This is a genomic window from Levilactobacillus sp. FUA 3915, assembly GCF_044053135.1.
In the GTDB taxonomy this organism is placed as follows: Bacteria; Bacillota; Bacilli; order Lactobacillales; family Lactobacillaceae; genus Levilactobacillus; species Levilactobacillus lanxiensis.
The window spans coordinates 2,643,105-2,665,352 of the sequence record NZ_CP168704.1 but is presented as its reverse complement, the minus strand read 5'-3'; the positions used below and the strand labels follow the sequence as shown (position 1 = coordinate 2,665,352).

Genomic DNA, 22,248 nt, shown 5'->3' with positions numbered 1-22,248 from the left:
TCAATCTAAACACTATTATTTATGAGGAGCTCTACATAATGAAGTCAAAATTACTCATATCAACCTTAGCTGTTACCACTGGATTAGCAATCGGCGGCGTTGCCGTACCTTCCGTTAATGCACAAACCAAGACTTACAAAGCAACACCTAAAAAGCTACGTGGGACTTGGCATTATCACGACAAAGAATTCAGCTACAAGTTAAAAATAACCAAAAACACTTTAAATCAAACGGTTTATCAGCATGGTAAGAAACAAAATAGCACCAAAATTAGTACCAAGAAAAAAACTAACGGGCATCAGGAACTATATATCAAACGTAGCAAGCTCTACACTGGCTATTGGAGCTTAGGTGCCTATGCGACAGATTTAGAATTCGAACTGAAGTCTGTTAAGCACAATGGTAAACATGGACTTAAGTTACGTTCGAACAACTATAGTTCCGCCAAACCGACCGTCCATTACTTATTCAAATAATTCGGGGGAATAATCAATGAAAAAGCCTGTCGTCATCTTAACCAGCATCATCGCTACTACCGCCCTGTTTCTAACTGTGCCAACAACTGCACAAGCTAGCTTTCATCACACAACAACGCCGAAATCATTACGAGGTAGTTGGGTTCAGAAAAAGGGACGCAATAAGTACAACTTAAAAATCACAAAATATACTCTACACACCTCGTATTATAGAGGGTCAAAAAAGATTAGCTCTGAAACCCTTTCTGGTAAGAAAAAAGCACCTTATGCCAATCACAGTATTCTTGATGTCAGTAGCAATGCCGTTCATTCCGGTTACTGGGTGTTAGGTAAGTATGCAACCGATGATACCGGTGAATTCAAGCGCGTACATCGCAATGGCAAGACTGCTTTACGCGAACTGATTCCAAGCTATAGCCAAGGCGGCTACTCTTCACTTTATTTTTATAAGAAAACTGCCAAAAAAGCCAATTCGGTCAAGTCCTCTGCTAAGAAAACACATAATTACACTGGGCAAAAGTCGGTTAAAATTAGCGGTCGATATTTTCCCAGCAAAAAGTACACTAGTTTCAACAACGTTCAAACAGGTGCAAAGCTTAAAATTAAGAACACTTCAGGAAAAAAGTATCGCATTAATTTCAAAAAGTTTCATGTGACTTACCATGGTAGTACAGTTAAGAAAAATTACACTCATAAATCCATTGTAATCAAGCCGCACTCGACTAAGTCGGTAACCAACGCATTTGTTGTTAATGGTCAAGCCGCCCTTGATAACAATAAGGTTAGCCTCAATAGTCACCACATTTTCAGCCTTCGTTATCACAACCCGGACGCCAACTAATTTCTTTTATCAAATAAAATGGCTATAATCCGGCTTAGAATAAGGGATAATCATTGATTGAACACCCTTAGCATGATATTATGCAGGGGTAAACGAAAGTGCCTGAAACACACTCACTGGCTGTGAAACCTTTCAGGTGAAAACAAAAAATACCGTTCAGAATTTTCCAAAAGGAAAACCTGAACGGTATTTTTGTGTTTCTTTTTAAATTTAACATTGTCGCTCCGACGATACCACCTACCACAACCCCCCAGCCGATGGGCTAAACCCATGTCAGCCGCAGGGCTGGGGAAACTGGGCCGGTCGTGGGAGTGACCAGAGGCGCGCCAAGGTGCCTGGCTGTGTCGGTGACCTTGGCTGGAGTTCTTTTCCAGCCTAGTTCACGGGACAACCTTTGAGACCGCCTTTCGGCTCAAAGTTGAGGTGGAAGCCCGCTCTTTGGCTGGATCCGGCCCCATAGCCAGGCCCCTTGAGCGCGCCGCCGGGAACGGACGCGACCAGGCCCAGTTTTCACCAGCCCCGTTTAGTCCGTCGTAGGTGGCGTCATCAGGCGGGCTGACCATGACTGCATCTGATCCAAGAACCGTTTGCTCTTAGGATGCACCCCAATCTGACTATCATAGATTTCATCCATCAGCTGGCGCAGCGCATGCTCCGTCTGCGGTTTCACGTTGATTGAATGGACTCGGTCCAAGTCAATCACGGAGAACTGACGCAAATAATAAATCGTGCGTTGGGCCAGGTGCAAGCGCCGTGGGTCCATTTGCCAATGTTGCTGGCACAGCAGCCCCCCGTAGCTTTCCGAGTAGTCAAATGGCAGATCAGTCCGCCCACAAATAGCACACCCCTGTAACTGCGGCGCAACCCCAAAGGCCGGCATCAACTGAATTTCCATGATGTTGGTGACAATGGACGGGTTCACCCCATCGTCGATTAGGGTCAGTGCACGCTGAACCCGGTGATACCAGTCTGGCAGCGGTTGGCTGTCCGGAAACGCCTGATCGACCAGGCTCATGATATAGGTGGCATAGGCATTTTTAAAAATGTCGCCACTAATATTTTGATACTGGTTGGTCTCTCTGGCCGTGCGGATGTACGACAGCCCATCGTCGGCAATATCACCGACGTAACTGCCGACCGTGAACGGCAAGATATCCGCCACCATCTTGAAGCCCTTTTTCTTGGCGCCACGCACCAGAAACATTTTCTTACCAAACTCCGCCGTTAAAAACTTGATCAGGAAATCCCGTTCGGCATAGTCCCGGCGAAAAAGGAGGATGCCGTGAAAATCAGTCACGTTTCGTGCCACAGCCATCCCCACTTTCTAGTTTATAAATCGTCCTTGCGGTACCCGTAGCTCTTCAGCAGGGTCGCCTTGTCACGCCAGTTAGGTTGCACCTTGACCCACAACTGGAGGTAAACCTTACTCCCCAGCAGGTGTTCGATGTCTTGACGGGCCATGGTTCCAATCTTCTTAAGCATGCTACCGCCCTTACCGATCATGATTCCCTTTTGCGTTGGTCGTTCCACGATGATCGTGGCTTCGATGTGCACGTGGTCCTCGTCTTTTTGCTTCATGCTTTCGATTTCCACGGCAACTGAATGTGGCACTTCCTCACGCGTTAACATGAAGATCTTTTCCCGAATCAATTCGCTAACCACGAACCGTTCCGGGTGATCCGTTACTTGGTCAGCTGGGTAGTATTGTGGCCCATTTGGCATGTGGTCGACTAACCCCGTCAACAGCTCGTCAACGTTGTTCCCTTCGAGGGCTGAGATGGGGTAAACGGCCTTCCAGTCCAGCGCCGTTTGGTATTGTTCCATCACGGGCAACAGGTCGTCCGGCTTAACCTGGTCGATCTTGTTGATCAACAGGTAAACGGGGGCCTTGACGTTCTTTAAACGATCGATGATAAAGTTATCCCCGGCCCCCCGCTTTTCAGCGGCGTTGACCATGAACAAAACGGCATCGACTTCGTTTAACGCGGACATGGCTGACTGCACCATGTAGTCGCCCAGCTTACTCTTAGGCTTGTGAACCCCGGGCGTATCGATGAAGACGATTTGCGCCTCATCCGTCGTGTAGATGCCTTGAATCTTGTTCCGCGTCGTTTGGGCCGTGTTTGACATGATGGCAATTTTCTGGCCGATCACCCGGTTCAAAAACGTTGACTTACCCACGTTTGGCCGCCCAACAATGGCGACGAAACCTGATTTGTAATCTGGATTATCCATATTTTCCTCCTAGAACCAACGCACTAACGCTGGCAACATCACTAACGCGCCGACGATGACGGCAAAGATGGCGGCCATCAAGACCCCACCTGCTGCCACGTCCTTCGCCCGTTTCGCCAAGTCATGGTAAGTTTCCCCCACGACCAGGTCAACGACGGCCTCCACAATGGTATTGAGCGTTTCCGCAATCAACACCAAGAAGATGGCCAGGACGAGCCACAACCACTCGTTTAGACTCAGCCGCAAGATGAGCCCGGCAATCACAGCCAGGCTCCCCACGACCAAGTGCTTCCGAAAGTTACGCTCATAATGAAAGAGCGCTCGCAGACCATCCCACGCATGGCCTAACGACTGGCTAAAGGCGCGATTTTTCCCCGTTTGCCGGGTAGGCTTACCGCTTGAGGCCATAGGCATCTAAAATGTCGGCCTGGAGCTTGAACATGACCTTCTCATCTGCAGGCTCCATGTGGTCGTAGCCGTTCAAATGCAGGAAGCCGTGGACCACGAGAAAACCAAGTTCCCGTTCGTAGGAATGGCCCAGGTACTCCGCTTGTTCTTCAACCTTATCCATGGACACGAAGATATCCCCAATGTTTTCGGGAATCTCGGCGGCCATTTCATCATCCATGACCAACGGAAAATCATCGTCCGCGTCCTCGCCGTCTTCAATCGCAAAACTGATGACGTCGGTGGCCCGGTCGACCCCGCGGTACTGCTTGTTAATGCGGTGAATATCTTCGTTGTTCATTAAGGTGACGGACATTTCCGTATTTTCTGCCAGCTTCAGGTACTTCCCGGCATATTCCAGAACGTCTTTGATCATGTCGACGTGCTTTGCGGGCACGCCATCTTGGGTTTTATCGTAAATCTCTAGATCCATTATTTTTTAGCTCCATTTGGTTTAGTATCGTTGGCTTCGTAAGCGTTAATGATGCGCGCAACCACGGGGTGACGGACAACGTCATCCGAGTTAAAGGTCACAAAGTTGATGTGTGGCACGTTTTGCAAGATGTGTTGGGCCTGAACTAATCCGGACTTGGCATTGTTTGGCAGGTCAATCTGGGAGATATCCCCGTTGACAATCATCTTTGAGCCAAAGCCCAGCCGCGTCAGGAACATCTTCATCTGCATGTTCGTCGTGTTTTGGGCTTCATCCAAAATGACGAAGGCCGACTCCAACGTCCGCCCACGCATGTAGGCCAGTGGCGCAATTTCAATGACACCGCGGTCCATCAAGCGTGTCGTGTGTTCGGCACCCAGGATGGCGTACAAGGCATCGTAGATTGGCCGCAGGTAGGGGTCAACCTTTTCCTTCAAGTCCCCAGGCAGGAACCCCAGGCTTTCACCGGCTTCAACGGCTGGCCGGGTAATGATCAGTTTTTCCACATCCCCGTGCTTTAACGCCGCCACGGCCATGACCACGGCCAGGTAAGTCTTCCCGGTCCCGGCAGGCCCAATGCCGAAGGTAATATCATTATGCTTGATGGAATCGATGTACTGGCGTTGGCCAAAGTTCTTGGCCCGCACCGCACGACCCTTGGCATCGTTAATTAATTTTTCAGTGTAAAAATCCTTGAAATAAGTCAAGGTCCCCTTATTTGCCATCTTCATGGCACTGATGACGTCGGCACTATTTAACTTGATGCCTTTGGCCAACAGGTCACTCATGTTGCGTAGAATAGCCAGCGTTTGGTTGACGGCCTCAGCCGCACCAGAGACTTTGATTGAATTGCCGAAGGGCTTGATGACAACATTTTGCCCCTCTTCCAGGATGGTGACAAACTGATCTTGGGTCCCCAACAGGCCGACTTCGTCCTCAGGGCGTTCCAAGATATACTCTTTTTCAATCGTTGCGTTCTCAGTCAATACGGTGGCTCCTTTGTCTTTAGATTTTAAGTCTTTCGCGTTGTGCCTGGTCTCCACATTAGCGGTCAATGGCGCACCGGTCCCCCAACATAGCGCAGACTTCTAATACTCAAATTTTAGCATACCACCGGGGATTGTAAAAGGATTCGGCGCGAAAAGTCGTGACAGGTCACTGACGCGGCAGTTTGGGGAGGTGAATGGGCCGCTCTAAGACCAACCGATCACGTAAAATCAACCCGTTTTCCACGATGGTTTGCGGATAGTTTTGGGTAAAGTAGTCGGGTTCCACCGCAATCACGCGAAACCCCTGCTGCTGATATAGATACAGCTGCGTGAGGCTGGTCGTGCCGGTCGCAATGCGTAACGTTCGGTAACCATGTTCAATCGCCCACTGATAGGCAAACGTCAGGAGCGCCCGCCCGTAGCCACGGCGCTGCTTAGCGGGGGTCACTGCAATCGCCATGACCTCCACCACGCGAGGCGCAAACCGTTTCAACACCAGCATCCCCGCCAGCCCGGTCGCATCGTTAGCCGCATAGATGGCACTTTGCGGCAGATACGCATCGACCAGCGCTTGGTTAGGATCCGCCAGCAATACTAGCTTTAGTTGTTCAGACGTCGGCTCGGTCACACGTTCATAGGTTAACACGTCCTCATCCTCCTTAGAAAAAAGGCCCCCACGAAAAATTCGCAGCGGCCCCATTGGCGGCATTTTCTGACGAACGCCACCAGCAACAATTTAATTTATTTGTAGATTACACCTCGTGCGTTCACCGACAAGTTAACTTTGCCAGCAGAGGCAAGACCGGTTAGCCAGTTAAACTGTCCGCGCCAGTCTCAGTGACCAGAGGTGGGCCAAGATGGCCAGCTGTGTCAGTGGCCTTAACTGAGTGATTTTCTCAGTTTAGACCACGGGACGACTTTTGAGACCGCTTCTCAGGCTCAAAAGCGAGGCGGAAGACCGCTCCTCAGGCTGGAACCGTTCCCCACAGCAGGCCACCTTGAGCCCGCCGCCGGGAACGAAACGACAAGCGCCTACTTGTTTAACTGTGCCTTAACTGTCTTGTTAACGATGGCACCGTCGGCTTTGCCCTTAACTTGGGGCATGACAACGCCCATAACCTTACCGAAGTCGCCCATGCCGCTAGCGGAGACCTTGGCAATGCTGTCGGCAACGATCTTTGCAATATCGTCTTCGCTCAATTGCTTAGGCGCATACTTTTCAACGATGGCGATTTCAGCCTTCACGCCTTCGACCAAGTCATCGCGGTTCCCCTTGGCAAATTCTGCCATGGATTCTTTACGTTGCTTCAACTCGCGGGAAACGATCGTTAATTCTTCGTCTTCGCTTAAGTCGTGACCTTGCTTGACCTTTTCGTTGGTCAAAGCAGCCTTCATCATCCGGATAACGTTCAAAGAAAGCTTATCGTGGGCCTTCATGGCCGTCTTTAAATCAGTGTTGAGTTGGGTTTCTAAACTCATTGTGTTTCCTCCTAAAAGTTGTAATTACTATTAAGTTTACACCTATTTTCAACGAACGTCAGGTATTCACTGCTAATTTTTGCTTGTGCGCTCGCCGCCTCTTGGTCCGGGACAACATGATTGTCATTCACTACTGAAATGGTATCCTGAAATTAACGACAAGAAAGGACGATTTAAATATGACAGATATGCGGGCAATTGGTTTTACTCAGAAATTACCCATTACAGACGACACTAGCTTGACCGAGTTTTTCGAACCCAAGCCCACCCCGACTGGCCACGATTTGCTAGTCAAGGTGGTGGCCACCTCGGTCAACCCCGTTGACACCGCCGTGCGCCGCGGGACGACCGGCGTGTTGCCAGCACCCAAGGTCCTCGGCTTTGATGCTTACGGCATTGTGGACGCCGTGGGTGACGCTGTCAGCCTGTTTCAGCCCGGCGACCGCGTCTGGTACGCCGGCTCCTTCAAACGGCCAGGAACGGACAGTGAGTACCATTTAGTGGACGAACGCATCGTGGGCCCCGCACCGAAAAAATTATCCCCCGCTGAAATGGCCGCGATGCCCCTGACATCCCTGACCGCGTGGGAAGCCTTGTTTGAACAAATGCACATCAACGTCGATACGCCGCAGGCCAACGCCGGCAAGACGATTCTGGTCATCAACGGTGCCGGGGGCGTCGGTTCAATGGCCACGCAGTTCGCCCATCTGGCTGGTCTGACCGTCATCGCCACGGCCTCACGACCAGAGACGATTGCTTGGACGCAGGACCACGGCGCAGATCACGTCGTTAACCACCGGGAAGATTTGGTGCCTCAGGTCCAGGCTCTCGGGTACCCGACCGTTGATTACATTTTAGAGTTAAGCAACCTGAACCAGCACTGGCCGGAAATCGTGTCGCTGATTGCGCCAAGTGGGTCCATCGTGTCCATCACTGGGAGTGACACGCCCATCGACCTGCGTGCGTTGAAGCAAAAGCGCGCGACCTTCGCCTGGGAGTGGATGTTCACCAAGTCCTACTTCGGCACGCCGGACATGCTGAGCCAACACGACATTCTGACGCGCGTGGCCCAGTTGGTCGACAGCGGTCAAATCGTCACGACCCTGACCAAGACCCTATCACCCATTGATGCTGCTAATTTACGGACCGCTCACGAATTGGTCGAATCCAACCGGATGATTGGGAAGGTCGTTTTGACCAACGAAAGCGGATCTGACTAACTATTTTCGTGTATTCATCCATTCGTTGAATAACTATTCAAAAAGTGCACAAAAAAATCGTTGAACCTTAAGTTCAACGATTTTTTGTTAACTTTGCAAAAAGAGCTTAGAAACGCTTCTTCTTGGCTTTACGCTTACGCGCAGCTTCTGATTTTAACTTTTTCTTCACACTTGGTTTTTCGTAAAATTCACGTTTACGGTATTCTTGTAAAGTACCGCTACGGGAAACCGTACGTTTGAAGCGCCGAAGAGCGTCGTCAAAAGACTCGTTTTTGCGAACGACTGTCTTTGCCATATAAAATTCCCTCCCTCCGAGCACAAGTAATAACGTCGGTTAGAATTTCTTCCACCGGCGTAACGGTTCTTAACTATTATACATAAACACCCAAACCGCGTCAATAACACAAGCAAATAAATTTGAACCGTTTTATCTCCCGGGGTACACTAGAAGAAAACGTCAGAGGAGTTGCTCGCCCATGCAACAGATTACAATTTTCGTTATCTCAGACTCATCCGGTGAAACCGCCCTCACCGTTGCGCAGACGGCTGTTTCCCAATACCCCGCGGTTCAGGCCAGCTATCAACGATTCCCCTTCATCCAAACGGACTCGATTTTGGATGGCATTTTGAACCTCGCCAAGAAACAACGCGCGATGATTTTTCACACGTTAGTTAGTCCAAAATTAAGTCAGCGGGTCCGCGAATTTGCTGCAAAAAATTTATTACAGCAGTTTGATTGCATTCAACCAGCCATGGCGGTCATGCATCAAGCCACCGGTTTGGAGCCAGAAGGTGTGCCCGGTCTGGTCCACAATTTGAACGACACCTACTTTGATCGCATCGCGGCCATGGAATTTGCCGTGACCTACGACGATGGGAAGGACCCGACCGGCCTACTGAAGGCGGACATCGTGATTCTCGGCGTTTCCCGGACGTCTAAGACCCCGCTGTCCCTCTTCCTGGCCAACCGGAACCTCCGCGTCGCCAACCTGCCCCTGTCGCCTAAGACGCAGTTACCCGATGAGCTCTGGCAGGTCGACCCCAAGCGGATCTTTGGCCTGACCAACAAGCCCAACATCCTGCGAAAGATTCGTCAGGAACGGATGATCTCTTACGGGTTGCCCGCCGACAGCGCCTATTCCGATGCGGATAAGATTACCGAAGAATTGGATTACGCCCAAAAGCTCTATAAAAAGATTGGCTGCCTAGTGATTGACGTCTCCAACAAATCAATCGAAGAAACGGCCACGTTGATTATGGAAAGTGTGGATTACGATTTGATTCCGCACCCACTGGCCGATTAACCTCATTTAATAAAAGCTGCGATTTCATTCCCACTCAGTGTGGAGGTGAAATCGCAGCTTTTTTGATTAACGCTTTAAAAATTCATCGACCGGCTTGGCCGCCAACGCATCGGCTTCCAGGTCCGGATTGAACCGTTGCGCCTTGAGCATGGCGACTTCATAGCCGTGGGGATTGACGCCGTGCTTGCGGTCCGGACCAATCACTGGCGTTTCCATGATTTTGGGCACCGTCGTCAGTTGGGGATGATGAGCCACGCCATTTAAGACGTCAAAGCCCAGCGTCCCGTAACCGATGTTGGTGTGACGGTCCTTGTGACTGCCTTGGGGATTCTTGGAATCGTTCAAATGGATCACCTTGAGCTTATCCAGCCCGATAACGTGGTCAAATTCGTTGAGCACGCCGTCAAAGTCCCCGGCAATGTTGTAACCCGCATCGCTGGTATGACAGGTGTCAAAGCACACCGACAACCGGTCGTTATGACTGGTTGCGTCCATGATGGCCGCCAGCTGCTCAAAGGTCCGACCGACCTCGGTGCCCTTACCCGCCATGGTCTCCAGCGCAAACTGCACGGGTTCCGTGGCCGCGGCCAGGATTTCATCAAGTCCCTGGGCAATCTGCGCAATGGCTGCGGCGGGACCGGCGCCCACGTGTGCACCCGGGTGCAGGACGATTTGGGTGGCCCCCAGGGCGGCGGCGCGGTGGACCTCCGCCGTCAGAAATTCCACGGCAAAGCCATAGTTCTGCGGCTTGGTCGTGTTGCCTAGGTTCACCACGTAGGGCGCGTGCACAACGACGGCCCGTTGCTGGTGGTCCGCCATGTAGGCCTTCCCCGCGTCAATATTCAGCTCGTCAATAGGTTTGCGCCGCGTGTTCTGGGGCGCCCCCGTGTAGATCATAAAGACATTTTCGCCAAAGCTGGCAGCCTCTTGGGCCGATCCCAGCAACATGTCCTTACCCTTCATGCTCACGTGTGAACCGATTAAAAATTCTGTCATTAGTGACCTTTCCTTTCATGACTGATGACGTCAACGACGCGCCGACTAGCCGTGCCATCTTCCCACTCACAAAATTTGTGATAGAACGCGGCCTGGCGTTCTTCATAGCCGGCAAAGGCGCCGGTCTCCCGCCAACCATCGAGTTGCTGGTAAAAGGCCACAGCCGTCGTCACAAGCGGCCCCGGAATTTCCCGTTCATAATCAAAGTAAAAACCGCGGAGCTGGTCGCGGTAATGCGCCAGGTCATAGGCAAAGAACAGTTCCGGTCGTTTCAGATTAGCGAAGTCAAACATGACCGAGGAGTAGTCCGTGATCAAGAGGTCGGAGATCAGGTAAAGCTGAGCAATATCGGTCTCGGCCAACACGGTCACCCGGTCTTCATAACCGCGGATATCGATGGCGTCCTTGACCAAATAATGGGGCCGAATGATCAGGTGCGTTCCCGCTGGTACGTGGTTGAAGAACTCATCCAAATCAAATGGCAGGTCAAAGCGATACACCCCCGGACGCACCGCCATGTCATCGCGCCAGGTTGGTGCGTAGGTCACGACGGGCCCGTTCACGGCACCCAACAGGCGTTGCTTCAGGGCTGATACCTCGTCTTGACTCGTTGTGTAGAGCACATCATTTCGGGGGTACCCAATCGACAGAAACTGGTTTTTAAATCCGAAGGCCGATTTGAAAATATCCTGTGAATACTGGTTCGGCGCAATCAAGTAGGTCCAGCGATGCGCTGCCGTGATAAATTCGTGATGATAGTCCGCCGTGCTGGTCCCAGGAATCGCCACGTGGGCAATGTCTGCGCCCAACTTTTTCAGCGGGGTCCCGTGCCAGGTCTGAATGACGGTCGTGTGGCGGTTCTGGTGCCACCAGTTGGGTAACCGTGAATTCAGGACCCAAAACTCTGCCCGCGCCATCAGGGCGACCCACCGCGGCGTGAAACGCTTGACCAGATTGATCTCCGGGTATTTCGCATGCAGGCCCGCGAATTCTCTGGGCTTGACGCTAAAGTAAGCCGTGTGCGCATAGTCGGGGTGTTCCTTGACCAATTCGCGGTAAATCGCTGCCGGATTGTCGTTGATATCCTTGCCGTTAAAACTTTCAAAAATCACTTGTCGCCGCTTGATGGGTAAACAAATAAGCCCACCGTTCAAGACGATGAGCCCATAGCGAGCAACAAGCTTCAATGACTGGACGAATCCGTGTGAACCTTTAGCCATTTGAGGTTGCTCCTTTCAAATTAAATTAAGTCAACGAACCGTGACCGGAACTTGTAGTGCAAGTGAGAACCAATCAGCAGAACGAAGATGACGAATAACCAGAATTCCAAGGTCAACATTGGATGTTGCCAGAACCAACCGGTCCCGATAAAGGATTCCCGGAACCCATTAACGATGTAATAGTACGGGTTCAGTTCCAATAAGTGGACGAATGGTGCTGGGAATGACGTGGTAACGAAGTTGAACAGCACGCCAGACACGTAGAATAACATCCGCATGACGGATTGTAGCAGGATGTGGTAATCCCGGACCAGCAAGCTAATGCAGGAGTTCAGGACCCCTAAGGCAACCAGCAAGCAGATCATGGCGAAGAAGTAGTAGATCCATTGGAACCAAGAAACACTTGGGTAGACCCCATTTAACAGGCCAATAAAGATGGAGAAGACCATCATGGTCCAGAAGGAACTCAGGTTGCTGACGACCTTGATTGTTGGCAGTGCGGACACTGGGAACTTCATCTTGGCCACCATGTTGACCCGTTGGTAGATACTCTTAGAGGCATCCAACGTGGCCCGGTTCATGAAGAACCATGGCGTGATCCCGATAACCATCCAAGGGAGGTAACCGACCCCATTTAACGGTTGACCATGCTTCAACCCAACCCCGAAGACTAACCAGTAAATAGCGATTTGAATCAACGGGTATAAGTATTCCCAGGCTAAACCTAAGTAGTGACTCTGATAACTTGCTTGATCCTCGTAGCGAGAAATTCGGAAAATAATTCCGATACTCGAGAATTGTTCTTTAAATAAGGTCATGACCTCTTTCAAGGCACTGCACTCCTTTAACTTTAATCGGATAATAGTGCGACGTAACGGGCAACCACACGTTCAGTCGCGTGGCCGTCGTTGGCACTATTCCAATGTTGATTGAATTGGGTAAGCTCGGTAGCGGCATCCGCTTGGATGGCCGCTGCCAGTTGGGCGTTGGTCGTTAAGGCCGGGCCCGGTAGCCAGTCCAGCAAGTCCGGTTGCACACCCGGATCCTGCTGGTAGGCTGGTAAATCAAATAGGTAAAACAGTAAGCTATGGGCGTTGGCCAACAAACTGTAGTCAAACGCCACCGATGAATAATCCGTGACCAACGTTTCGGTCACCGTTAACAGTTCCGCCGTGGACAAGCCCGCCGCGTCGACGCCCTGCGCACCCAATTGCCGCTGGAAGTCTTCCGCTTTGGTTGCCAACGCCGGATGTAACCTGAGCACGACCCGGGCATCCGGATCACACCGTAGCGCTTGGGCTAACCCTTTGGGTGGTGTGAAGGTCACGCCCTCCCGGTAAGTTGGTGCATACAAGATCACGCGGTGCCCCTTTAAGGCTGGCAGTTCTTGCCAAACCCGCTGCTGGGTCTGTGCCACCCAGTTGGCGTCTTGTAAACGATCAGACCGAGGATACCCCAGGACCTGCATCCGGTCCAGCGGTGCCCGATAGCTGCTCGCAAACACCTGTCCCATGGCCGGCGCCCCGACCACGTACTCGTCGAATTGATCGTAAACCGCTTGAAAACGGCGTTGATCACTGGCCGAACGGTCTACCGTGGTGGGATCATCCCACCCAAAGCGCTTCACCGCCCCCGCGGCGTGCCACATCTGAACGATGCGCATGCGTCGGGGATGCCGTAAACCGCCTAAGAAGGCGTAATAGTTGTCGCAAAACAACACCCGGGCCCGCATCACCTGGCTAATGCCAGTGAACACAAAGCCTAGGCCGTCCGTAAACGGTCGAACCATGATACCCGTCGCTGCCAGCTCGTCTGCGGCCGCCTGACAACTGGGTCGATAAAAGACCAACAGTTGCCGGTCAGCCGGCATACCTGCCGCTAGCGCCTTGATAAACGGGACGTTGTCACCGAAACTCATCAGGTAGACCACGTCACGTTGCCGTCGCCCCGACCAGAGTAGCGACATCAGTCGTACTAACCATAAATAAATCTCTTTCACGTTAATCACCAATATCACTAGATTTCGCTGTCCATAACACCGAGAATTATACCACATCTACTGGGATAACCTAGAGAATTTTACGAACCTTTAATACTTTGCCCTTTTAGCTGATGAAAATGGTGTTCCACCTTTCGCTCCCGGCGGTGGGCTCAAGGTGGCCGGCGGTGGTCACTGATACAGCTAGTAATTTTCATCAGCCAGCTCATTTAATTGTGAGGCATGCGACTAGCTGATATTTACTCTAACCCGCAACCTGTGCAGTCATCTCCCCCAAAAAAGCTGCCAATTAAAAAAGCCCGGACCCTCGTCCAGACTTTCCGTAAACTTTACCACTTAGGTTCGTAGAAGTGTCCCAGAACCTTAACCGTATCCGAGATACTGACGAAGGCCTTTGGATCGGCTTCTTCCATCGCCGTTTCCAGCGCATCCATTTCGTAACGGGTAATGACCGTGAACAAAATGGTCTTCTCGTCGTGCCGGTAGGCTCCTTCAGCGCCGTGGACAATCGTAATTCCCCGCCGCATATGGTTTTGAATACTGTCGATCACCGTCTTAGGCCGGTCGGTAATGACCATGACCTGCATCCGCTGTTGACGGGTAAATGTCATATCGATGACCTTGGCGTTCACGAACAGACCCAGCGCAGAATACAGCGCGTATGGCCAGCCGTAAACGAAGCCGGCACTGATGACGATCAAACTGTTAAAGGCAATGTTGATGGTCCCCATGCTGCGACCCGTTTTACGCCGGAGCACGATACCGATGATATCCAGCCCACCGGTTGAAATCCCATTTTTCAAGGCAAATCCGGTCCCGAATCCGTTGACGGCCCCACCAAAGATGGCACAGATGATGGGATCACTGGTCAAATGGACCGGTTGGATGACCCGGATCATCACGGACGCGAACAGGACACAAATGAACGTAAAGACCGTAAAAGACTTACCAATTTGTTTCCAAGCTAGGAAAAACATGGGAATGTTGATCAGAAACAGCCCGAGGGCCGTCGTAATGTGAAACGCCCCCAACCCCGCCGTTAAACTGTTGACTAACTGCGCTAACCCGGTAACCCCGGAAGAATAAATATGTCCCGGCGTCCAGAAAAAGTTCACCGCAATCGACACCAGAACCCCGTAGAAGAACGCGACGGAGAACTTGGCCGTATAGGTATGCCGTTTAAACAACTGCTGCACATCATCCATGATTTAATACTCGACCTCGCTTATTTTTTGTCATACTTCACACTATGCTCGGCTTAGTATAGCATTTAATTAGCGTTCCGGCCACGGCAAAAGCCAGCTTTTAGCGACTTCTAATCTTCTTGCCAGTGTTGCTTGATAAATGCTTCACGACCGCCAGCTTCTTCTTGCGCCATGCGCTCCGGATTCTTCTTATAAAATTGTTGGTGACGTTCTTCCGCCGGATAGAAGGGTTGAACGACCTGAATCTGCGTCACAATAGGCTTGTCGAACTGTTCACGTTGTTGCAGGGCGTCCCGAGAATCGCGCGCAATTTGCGCCTGCTCCGCACTATTGACGAAGATGACGGGCCGGTAATTGCTGCCGCGGTCCTGAAATTGCCCGGCATCATCGGTAGGATCAGTTTGTTGCCAATACAACTCAACCAGTTGCCGATAGCTCACGACGCTGGGGTCAAACCAGATTTTCACGGCCTCAGTGTGCCCGGTCGTTTGGCTCTTCACCTGTTCATAGGTCGGGTTGGCAACGGTTCCACCGGTGTAGCCGGATAGCACTTTTTGAATTCCTGGGAAGGTGTCAAACGGCCGGACCATGCACCAAAAACAGCCGCCAGCAAATGTTGCCGTTTCAATTTCACTCATCATAATCACTCCATTTTCTAATGTTATCAATTACACCGCTTTTTCACCAGCGGGTCAACCCCTTGGTCTGAAAATAAATAATTGCTGTTCGTTCCCGGCGGTGGGCTCAAGACGGCCTGCTGTGGGGAACGGTTCCGGCCTGAGGAACGGTCCTGCACCTCGCCTTTGAGCCCCAAAACCGGTCTCAAAGGTCGTCCCGTGTTCTAGGCTGGGAAAGGACCCCAGCCAACAACACCGACACAGCTGTCCATCTTGGCCCACCTCTGGTCACTGATAGGGATTATTTATTTTGACAATGGGTTGAACCAGTTGTGTTTCCGTTCTGCTATCCACCTACTCTAGTTAATGACGGATAATATTTTTACATTACCACTGATATCTCAAGCTACACAGTAATAGAAAACGGGACCCACCGCCTACCTTAAAGGTAAGGATGAGTCCCGTATAAACTATTTTTGTTTAGATTCGGCAGAAATTAAACAGATGACTCCCACCAAGCTAACCGAAGCTTAAGCCATTTGCGATAGCCGGAGACGGCTAGGCATGGAGACCTGTGCGTGTCACGTTAGTCGGCGTTTTGTGCCGGCTTACGTGACTGGTCGACCTTGGAGACTGACGGTTTGAGTCAGGCTTCAAGTCGAACCCGAAGACCGCCCTTTGGCTTCGGGTGGACCCCACAGGCGGAATGCCTAGCTGTCGCAGGCGACTATCCGCAAATTGCTTATTCTTCCGTTTCGTCCTTTTTGGCGACGAGTAAGTCCAGGTCCAGCAATTGCTTGTCAGCAACCACGGATGGGGCTTCGGTCATTGGTTCCGTGGCCTTCGAGTTCTTAGGGAAGGCAATCACGTCGCGGATGTTGTCGCGCTTAGCCAGCAAGCGGGCAAACCGATCCAACCCAATGGCCAGACCACCATGAGGCGGGAACCCGTAATCCAAGGCCTTTAGTAAGAAACCAAATTGCTTTTCAGCACGTTCTGGCGTAAAGCCTAAGGCCTTCAACATCTTCATTTGGAGTTCACGGGTGTGGATCCGGATGGAGCCCCCACCTAATTCCAAACCGTTTAAGATGATGTCGTAACTTTGAGCGTAGGCCTTGTGTGGGTCTTCGCCGTCGTTCAGGTAGTGCGCATCCCCTTCAGCAGGCATCGTGAATGGGTGATGGGCAGGAACCCACCGCTTCAAGTCGACATCGTAGTCGAACAATGGCCAGTTGACGATCCAGAGGAAGGCCCACTTGTTTTGGTCGATCATGTCTTGTTCCTTGGCGATAGCGACCCGCAGGTAACCCAACGTTTGAGCAACCACGCGCTTGGAGTCGGCAGCGAACAGCAACAGGTCGCCACTCTTGGCGCCGGTGGCTTCGGTAATCTGCTTGAACCAGTCGCCTTCCTTGAAGAACTTCGCAATAGGACCGCTGAAGCCGTCGTCGGTAACCTTCATCCAAGCCAAGCCCTTAGCGCCGAAGCGTTCGATGTATTGGCCGTACTTGTCGATATCCTTCCGGCTGTACTTGTCAGCACCACCCGGAACGGCGATAGCCTTAACTTGGCCGCCGTCAGCAACGGCACCAGAGAAGACCTTAAAGTCGGTGTTGGCCATGATGGCAGACAGGTCCTTTAATTCCATCCCGAAACGCACGTCAGGTTGGTCGGTCCCAAAGCGTGCCATGGAGTCGTCCCAGTCCATCCGTTCGAATGGCAGCTTGACGTCCACGTTTAACGTATCCTTCATAACTTTGGCAATCAGGCCTTCAGTCAGGTCTTGGATTTCTTCGGCCGTTAAGAAGGACGTTTCCAAGTCAATCTGGGTAAATTCAGGTTGACGGTCCCCACGCAAATCTTCGTCACGGAAGCAACGGGCGATTTGGTAGTAACGGTCAAAGCCAGAACCCATCAGCAATTGCTTAAACAATTGTGGGGATTGTGGCAAGGCGTAGAAGTGACCTGGGTAGATCCGTGAAGGTACCAGGTAGTCCCGGGCCCCTTCTGGCGTGGACTTGGTCAAATCTGGCGTTTCGATGTCGATGAAGCCGTTTTGATCAAAGTAACTGTGGACGGATTGGACGATCCGGTTCCGCAGTAACAGGCCCTTTTGCATTTCTGGCCGACGTAAGTCCAGGTAACGGTATTGTAACCGCAAATCGTCAGAGGCGTTCACGCCATCCTTGATTTCAAATGGTAATTCCTTGGACTTGTTCAGGAGGTTGATGCCGGTGACCCGGACTTCAACCTTTCCCGTCTTCATGTCGGGGTTAACTTCTTTAGGCGTCCGTGCAACGACTTGACCTTGCACTTCGATGACGTATTCGCTCCGTAAATGTTCAGCGACTTCCAAAGAGTCCTTGTTGTATTCTTCACTGAAGACCAATTGCACAATGCCTTCGCGGTCGCGCAGATCGATAAAGATCAGGCCACCCAGGTTCCGGCGCTTTTGCACCCAACCCTTTAAGACAACGGTTTGGTCGAGGTATTGTTCGTCGACTAAACCGGCATATGTGGTGCGTTTCAAATTCTTTTCCATGTCTTTCCCTCTTTTATTTTGCCGTGAACTTGGTTGCCACGACGTTTTGAAAATCTTGATAAATGTCAGCTAATGGCACGCTGATTTCTTCCCCCGTCGCCATGGACTTCAGGTTGGCCGTTTGATCGACTAATTCCTGATCCCCAATGGTCAAGGTGTAGGCGGCATCCAAACGGTTAGCCGTCTTGAACTGGGCCTTAGGCTTGCGGCTCAGGTAATCGCGGTCAGCGGTCAATCCAGCGGCACGAATGGCTTGAACCAATTTCAACGTCTCTAAGGACGTCTGGTCACCGATACCCACGACGTAAACGTCTAAGGGGTGATCATTTGGAATGGCAACCTTTTCGGCCTGCATCAGTAAGACCAGGCGTTCAACACCCAGACCAAAGCCGACACCGGACATCTCAGGGCCACCCAACTCAGCGACCAACCCGTTGTACCGGCCACCGGCCAAGACGGTCGTGTAACCTTCACCTAAGGCTGGTGAATCGGCCATGATTTCAAAGATGGTGTGGTTGTAGTAATCCAACCCCCGAACCATGGTGGCATCAACGTCGTAGTCGATGCCTAAAGCGTCCAGGCTCGCCTTGACTTGGTCAAAGTGGGCCGTGGCTTCCGGCGTCAGGAAGTCCAGGATAGACGGTGCATCGGCCACGATTTCTTGGTCGTGCTTGTCCTTGCTGTCGAGGACCCGCAGTGGGTTCTTGTGTAAGCGGACCTTGGAGTCGTCACTCAATTCATCAAAGTGGGGTTCCAAGAAGTCAATCAAGGCTTGACGGTAAGCGTCTCGGCTAGGTTTGTCACCCAACGTGTTCAACGCTAACCGTAAGTGGCTCAGACCCAGCTTGCTCAACAGGTTCATCCCTAAAGCAATGACTTCGACGTCCAGTTCGGGCGCGTCACTACCGAAGGCTTCCACCCCGATTTGATGGAATTGCCGTTGCCGACCTGATTGGGGCCGTTCGTAACGGAACATGGGGCCCATGTAGTAGACCTTGTAAGGCTTCTGCGTTTCGGGGCCGTAAAGTTTATTTTCAACAAATGCCCGAACCACACCGGCCGTTCCTTCTGGCCGCAAGGATAAATGCCGATCCCCCTTATCCTTAAAGTCGTACATTTCCTTGGTCACGATGTCCGAGGTATCCCCGGAAGTCCGTGAAAAGACTTCAAAGTTTTCAAACATTGGCGTCCGAATTTCTTTGAAGCGGTAATTAGCAAACAACTGGCGCGCGGTGGCCTCGACGAACTGCCAGGTTTCTGAGTCTCCTGGTAAGATGTCCGCCGTTCCCTTTGGTCGTTGATAACGCATGAGCATTCTCCCTTCCTGCACCCACAGAAAATAAAAAACGCCCCTGTCAATAGACAAGGGCGCAGGTATGCACGGTACCACCTTTTAAATTTCTCTGCAGGATAACGTTGCAAACGAATGACGACGAGCGTCATTAGCCTCAAAAGTGTCTTCAAAGTTACACCGTTAGTCGCTCCCAGCAACGCGACCTCTCTGATAACGGGCATTCTCTTACTAATCTTTCTCATGGGCAATCTATTTTATTCTTCCTAAGAATACTGAAAATTGGGGGAAAAGTCAAGGTGGTTACCAAAGTTTTGCCTGATTGTTGAAAGCGGTCTTGGCCATATCTTAACGGGATTCTAACAAGCATTTTCACTCGCCGTGGTATAATAAAAACTAATTTACTAAAGGAGACCGTCACATGCATTTTAAACCTCGCAACTGGCCCGGCTTGGTCACCGGACTGGTCATTCTCTTAGTCGCTGGAGGCTTGATTTTTGCCTTTATCCAGCACAATTCCGTCGTCGCGACCGTCAGCAATATTAACCTGCGGACCGGCCCCGGCCTGACCTATTCTGTCACCCACAAGGTTAAAAAAAACAGTCGCTTGACCATTTTAGGTGAAAAAGATAACTGGTACCACGTGCGCGACAGTCAGAACCACTTTGGCTGGGTCGCTAGTTGGTTGGTCCAACACCCGGGTAACCTGAAACGCGCCACCGCCCTGTCGGAAGCCACCATCGTCTTGGATCCCGGGCACGGGGGCAGCGATTCCGGCGCCCTCTCCATCGACCAGAACCACGATGAAAAAACGTACACGTTGGCCATGGCCCAACAGGTTGCTAAGCAGCTCCGCGCCCGTGGTGCCCACGTCATCATGACCCGTGACAGCGACAAGACCGTCAGCCTAGCCGACCGGCCCGCCCTCGCCAACACGGATCAGGCCAGTGCCTTCATCAGTTTTCACTTTGACTCGGCCCCCGCGGACAACCTTGGCTCCGGAACGACCACCTACTATTACCACCACGACACCTCATATGAATTGGCCACGGACGTCAACAGTCAGATGGACGACCTGGGCCTAACCAACCGGGGCGTCAAGTACGGCAACTTTGAGGTCATTCGAGATAACAACCGGCCCTCACTGCTCTTAGAAATGGGCTACATCAACACCAAGAAGGACTTCAGCTACATCCGCAGCACCAGCTATCAAAAGGCCGTGGCTACCCGCGTAGTTGCCGGCCTCAGCAAGTATTTTCAAGCAGCCTCTTAATTTTTAGAAAGAAGATCTTCATCTATGACACTCACACAAGCTTGGTTGGCTCAGCTGCCACTCCCCAACGTTAGCGCAGAGACTCCGGTTTCCGGCGGCGATATCAACTTAGCCTACCGCCTGACTACGGCAGAGGGCCCCGCCTTCTTGTTAGTTCAACCGCAAACGCCGGCCAGCTTTTACAGTCACGAGGTTGCCGGACTCAAGGCACTTGGCCAGGCCGTAAACGTGCCCGACGTGTTAGCCACCGGCAACATCGACGGCGACGCCTACCTGGTTCTGGAATTTCTAGAGACCGGGCACGGGAGTCAGTACGAGCTGGGACAAGCCGTTGCCCGCGTGCACCGGGTCACGGCTCCAAAATTTGGCTTTGATCAGGACAACCTCGTCGGCAAGCTCCCCAAGCATAATGATTGGCAAACGGATTGGACCACCTTTTATCTTCAGCAACGCCTCGATCCGTTGGTAAAACGGGCACAGACCCATCACCTGTGGAACGACCAGCGCCAAACCGCTTACGACCGGGTTCGTCAACACATCATCACCGAGAATCAGGACCGGCAAATCACGCCCTCCCTGTTACATGGCGACTTGTGGTCGGGCAACTATCTGTTTACCGCCGATGGCACCCCCACGCTGATTGACCCCGACGTTCTCTACGGCGACCGTGAATTTGATATCGCCATGACCACCATCTTCGGGGGCTTCTCCGCCGACTTCTATCGCGGGTACACGGATGCCTACCCGTTTGCCGCGGGATATACGGATCGGTTGGCGCACTACCAACTGTATTATTTGTTGGCGCATTTGAATCTGTTTGGGGAAACGTATGGCGGCGCGGTTGATGAGATCCTTTCACGCGGTTAAAGCTTTCGCCTCCGGGATGGTTAACATATGCTGGCCAGTGCGTTCCCGGCGGCGGATTCAAGGTGCCCTGCTGTGGGGCCGTTCCAGCCTAAGAAACGGGCTTCCACCTCGACTTTGAGCCCCCAAAACGGTCTCAAAGGTCGTCCCATGGCCTAGGCTGAGTGAAAAACCTCAGCCAATGCCATCGACACAGCTGGTCGCCTTGATCCGCCTCTGGTCACTGACATGGGCCACATATTTTAACCACCTCTCCTGCAAATATTTTCTACATGTTGGTTTTTTACCCAAAATTGTTAATAAAGAGGCCGGGACATTACTCGGTTTCTACAGAAAAACAGGAAGAAAACTCTCAAAAAATCGGGAGTTTTCTTCCTGTTTTTGTCCATAACTCACTGAATTTCAAGCGTTTGAACATTAACTAGACCCACGCGTAACTGACAATGGTTCATAATTAATGCCCTTCTTTTAATTTGAAATTGAGCGTCCAAACAATTAACGCCAAAACCAATATTACTAGAATAAAGCTCCCTAGTGCCTGTGCCATCAACAGAATCAAAATAGACACGACCAATGCCATTAGCACACACCAATTGGTTATTTTCTCAGATATTTGAAAACCTAGCCACAAGTTAATTAATATAAGGACCATCAACACGACTTCTAACCACAAGAGTAAATCAGCCCAAATAAATGATGGATCAACTGTTTCAACCGTATTTACTTCTGCATCGGCGTTTACCAGGTACCATAATCCCAAATAAATCGTTATGATTGAGGCTATTATTCTTAATCCAATCGTTACTACTTTTTTCAT

At 51.4% G+C, this 22,248-nt stretch carries 23 protein-coding genes; 6 read left to right on the top strand and 17 right to left on the bottom strand.

What is annotated here, in order from left to right:
* Positions 1 to 38 precede the first annotated feature (38 nt).
* Positions 39 to 476, top strand: a complete 438-nt coding sequence (locus ACEPST_RS12340) for a hypothetical protein (RefSeq protein ID WP_204121610.1) — start codon at positions 39 to 41, stop codon at positions 474 to 476.
* 16 nt (positions 477 to 492) lie between these two features.
* Entirely contained in the window at positions 493 to 1,317 is an 825-nt protein-coding gene (locus ACEPST_RS12335) for a hypothetical protein (RefSeq protein ID WP_204121609.1), read from the top strand.
* A gap of 523 nt (positions 1,318 to 1,840) precedes the next feature.
* Here the strand turns inward: ACEPST_RS12335 and recO are convergent.
* The 7 genes from recO to ACEPST_RS12300 form a co-directional block, all read right to left on the bottom strand.
* A complete protein-coding gene (gene recO, locus ACEPST_RS12330; protein ID WP_204121608.1) occupies positions 1,841 to 2,632 on the bottom strand; it encodes a DNA repair protein RecO in 792 nt (263 codons plus the stop codon).
* Positions 2,633 to 2,646: 14 nt separating this feature from the next.
* Positions 2,647 to 3,552 carry a GTPase Era gene (gene era, locus ACEPST_RS12325; protein ID WP_125762762.1) on the bottom strand — a complete coding sequence of 302 codons (906 nt, stop codon included), beginning with the start codon at positions 3,550 to 3,552 and terminating at the stop codon, positions 2,647 to 2,649.
* Positions 3,553 to 3,561: 9 nt separating this feature from the next.
* Positions 3,562 to 3,966, bottom strand: coding sequence for a diacylglycerol kinase family protein (locus ACEPST_RS12320; protein ID WP_203638070.1), 405 nt, complete (start codon positions 3,964 to 3,966; stop codon positions 3,562 to 3,564).
* On the bottom strand, positions 3,944 to 4,432 hold the full coding sequence (ybeY, locus tag ACEPST_RS12315; protein WP_203645569.1) for an rRNA maturation RNase YbeY: 489 nt from the start codon (positions 4,430 to 4,432) through the stop codon (positions 3,944 to 3,946). Before ybeY ends, ACEPST_RS12320 begins: the two co-directional genes overlap by 23 nt.
* Complete coding sequence (locus ACEPST_RS12310; protein ID WP_204121607.1) at positions 4,432 to 5,418, bottom strand: PhoH family protein; 987 nt, start codon at positions 5,416 to 5,418, stop codon at positions 4,432 to 4,434. Before ACEPST_RS12310 ends, ybeY begins: the two co-directional genes overlap by 1 nt.
* A gap of 169 nt (positions 5,419 to 5,587) precedes the next feature.
* Positions 5,588 to 6,067 carry a GNAT family N-acetyltransferase gene (locus tag ACEPST_RS12305; RefSeq protein ID WP_204121606.1) on the bottom strand — a complete coding sequence of 160 codons (480 nt, stop codon included), beginning with the start codon at positions 6,065 to 6,067 and terminating at the stop codon, positions 5,588 to 5,590.
* Between the two features lie 386 nt (positions 6,068 to 6,453).
* Positions 6,454 to 6,900, bottom strand: coding sequence for a GatB/YqeY domain-containing protein (locus ACEPST_RS12300; protein ID WP_203638064.1), 447 nt, complete (start codon positions 6,898 to 6,900; stop codon positions 6,454 to 6,456).
* 188 nt (positions 6,901 to 7,088) lie between these two features.
* On the opposite strand from ACEPST_RS12300, the gene ACEPST_RS12295 reads away from it, so the two are divergent.
* A complete protein-coding gene (locus tag ACEPST_RS12295) occupies positions 7,089 to 8,120 on the top strand; it encodes a zinc-binding alcohol dehydrogenase family protein (protein ID WP_204121650.1) in 1,032 nt (343 codons plus the stop codon).
* A gap of 106 nt (positions 8,121 to 8,226) precedes the next feature.
* On the opposite strand, the gene rpsU is transcribed toward ACEPST_RS12295, so the two are convergent.
* Positions 8,227 to 8,415 carry a 30S ribosomal protein S21 gene (gene rpsU, locus ACEPST_RS12290; RefSeq protein ID WP_011667518.1) on the bottom strand — a complete coding sequence of 63 codons (189 nt, stop codon included), beginning with the start codon at positions 8,413 to 8,415 and terminating at the stop codon, positions 8,227 to 8,229.
* Positions 8,416 to 8,596: 181 nt separating this feature from the next.
* Between rpsU and ACEPST_RS12285 the strand changes: the two genes are divergently transcribed.
* Positions 8,597 to 9,424 carry a pyruvate, water dikinase regulatory protein gene (locus ACEPST_RS12285; RefSeq protein ID WP_125762776.1) on the top strand — a complete coding sequence of 276 codons (828 nt, stop codon included), beginning with the start codon at positions 8,597 to 8,599 and terminating at the stop codon, positions 9,422 to 9,424.
* 66 nt (positions 9,425 to 9,490) lie between these two features.
* Here ACEPST_RS12285 and ACEPST_RS12280 read toward each other — a convergent pair whose 3' ends face one another.
* The 8 genes from ACEPST_RS12280 to hisS form a co-directional block, all read right to left on the bottom strand.
* Positions 9,491 to 10,420 carry a deoxyribonuclease IV gene (locus tag ACEPST_RS12280; RefSeq protein ID WP_204121605.1) on the bottom strand — a complete coding sequence of 310 codons (930 nt, stop codon included), beginning with the start codon at positions 10,418 to 10,420 and terminating at the stop codon, positions 9,491 to 9,493.
* Entirely contained in the window at positions 10,420 to 11,640 is a 1,221-nt protein-coding gene (locus ACEPST_RS12275; RefSeq protein ID WP_204121604.1) for a CDP-glycerol glycerophosphotransferase family protein, read from the bottom strand. The genes ACEPST_RS12280 and ACEPST_RS12275 overlap by 1 nt, the downstream gene beginning before the upstream one ends.
* A gap of 20 nt (positions 11,641 to 11,660) precedes the next feature.
* Positions 11,661 to 12,470: an ABC transporter permease gene (locus ACEPST_RS12270; RefSeq protein WP_125762786.1), complete on the bottom strand. Its 810-nt coding sequence runs from the start codon at positions 12,468 to 12,470 to the stop codon at positions 11,661 to 11,663.
* A 20-nt stretch (positions 12,471 to 12,490) separates the two neighbouring features.
* Positions 12,491 to 13,639: a CDP-glycerol glycerophosphotransferase family protein gene (locus ACEPST_RS12265; RefSeq protein WP_239064527.1), complete on the bottom strand. Its 1,149-nt coding sequence runs from the start codon at positions 13,637 to 13,639 to the stop codon at positions 12,491 to 12,493.
* A 329-nt stretch (positions 13,640 to 13,968) separates the two neighbouring features.
* The gene (locus ACEPST_RS12260; protein WP_125762790.1) at positions 13,969 to 14,844 is read right to left on the bottom strand and encodes a YitT family protein; all 876 of its coding nucleotides are present in this window, start codon (positions 14,842 to 14,844) and stop codon (positions 13,969 to 13,971) included.
* Positions 14,845 to 14,954: 110 nt separating this feature from the next.
* The gene (msrA, locus tag ACEPST_RS12255; protein WP_204121602.1) at positions 14,955 to 15,482 is read right to left on the bottom strand and encodes a peptide-methionine (S)-S-oxide reductase MsrA; all 528 of its coding nucleotides are present in this window, start codon (positions 15,480 to 15,482) and stop codon (positions 14,955 to 14,957) included.
* Between the two features lie 721 nt (positions 15,483 to 16,203).
* Complete coding sequence (gene aspS / locus ACEPST_RS12250) at positions 16,204 to 17,991, bottom strand: aspartate--tRNA ligase (protein ID WP_204121649.1); 1,788 nt, start codon at positions 17,989 to 17,991, stop codon at positions 16,204 to 16,206.
* A 25-nt stretch (positions 17,992 to 18,016) separates the two neighbouring features.
* Positions 18,017 to 19,312 (bottom strand): histidine--tRNA ligase, encoded by a 1,296-nt coding sequence (gene hisS / locus ACEPST_RS12245; RefSeq protein ID WP_204121601.1) that lies wholly within the window; start codon positions 19,310 to 19,312, stop codon positions 18,017 to 18,019.
* Positions 19,313 to 19,715: 403 nt separating this feature from the next.
* Here hisS and ACEPST_RS12240 point away from each other — a divergent pair, with 403 nt between their 5' ends.
* Both ACEPST_RS12240 and ACEPST_RS12235 read left to right on the top strand, forming a co-directional pair.
* The gene (locus tag ACEPST_RS12240; RefSeq protein ID WP_203645548.1) at positions 19,716 to 20,567 is read left to right on the top strand and encodes an N-acetylmuramoyl-L-alanine amidase; all 852 of its coding nucleotides are present in this window, start codon (positions 19,716 to 19,718) and stop codon (positions 20,565 to 20,567) included.
* A gap of 24 nt (positions 20,568 to 20,591) precedes the next feature.
* Positions 20,592 to 21,434, top strand: a complete 843-nt coding sequence (locus ACEPST_RS12235; RefSeq protein WP_204121600.1) for a fructosamine kinase family protein — start codon at positions 20,592 to 20,594, stop codon at positions 21,432 to 21,434.
* Between the two features lie 451 nt (positions 21,435 to 21,885).
* Here ACEPST_RS12235 and ACEPST_RS12230 read toward each other — a convergent pair whose 3' ends face one another.
* Positions 21,886 to 22,248, bottom strand: coding sequence for a hypothetical protein (locus ACEPST_RS12230; protein WP_204121599.1), 363 nt, complete (start codon positions 22,246 to 22,248; stop codon positions 21,886 to 21,888).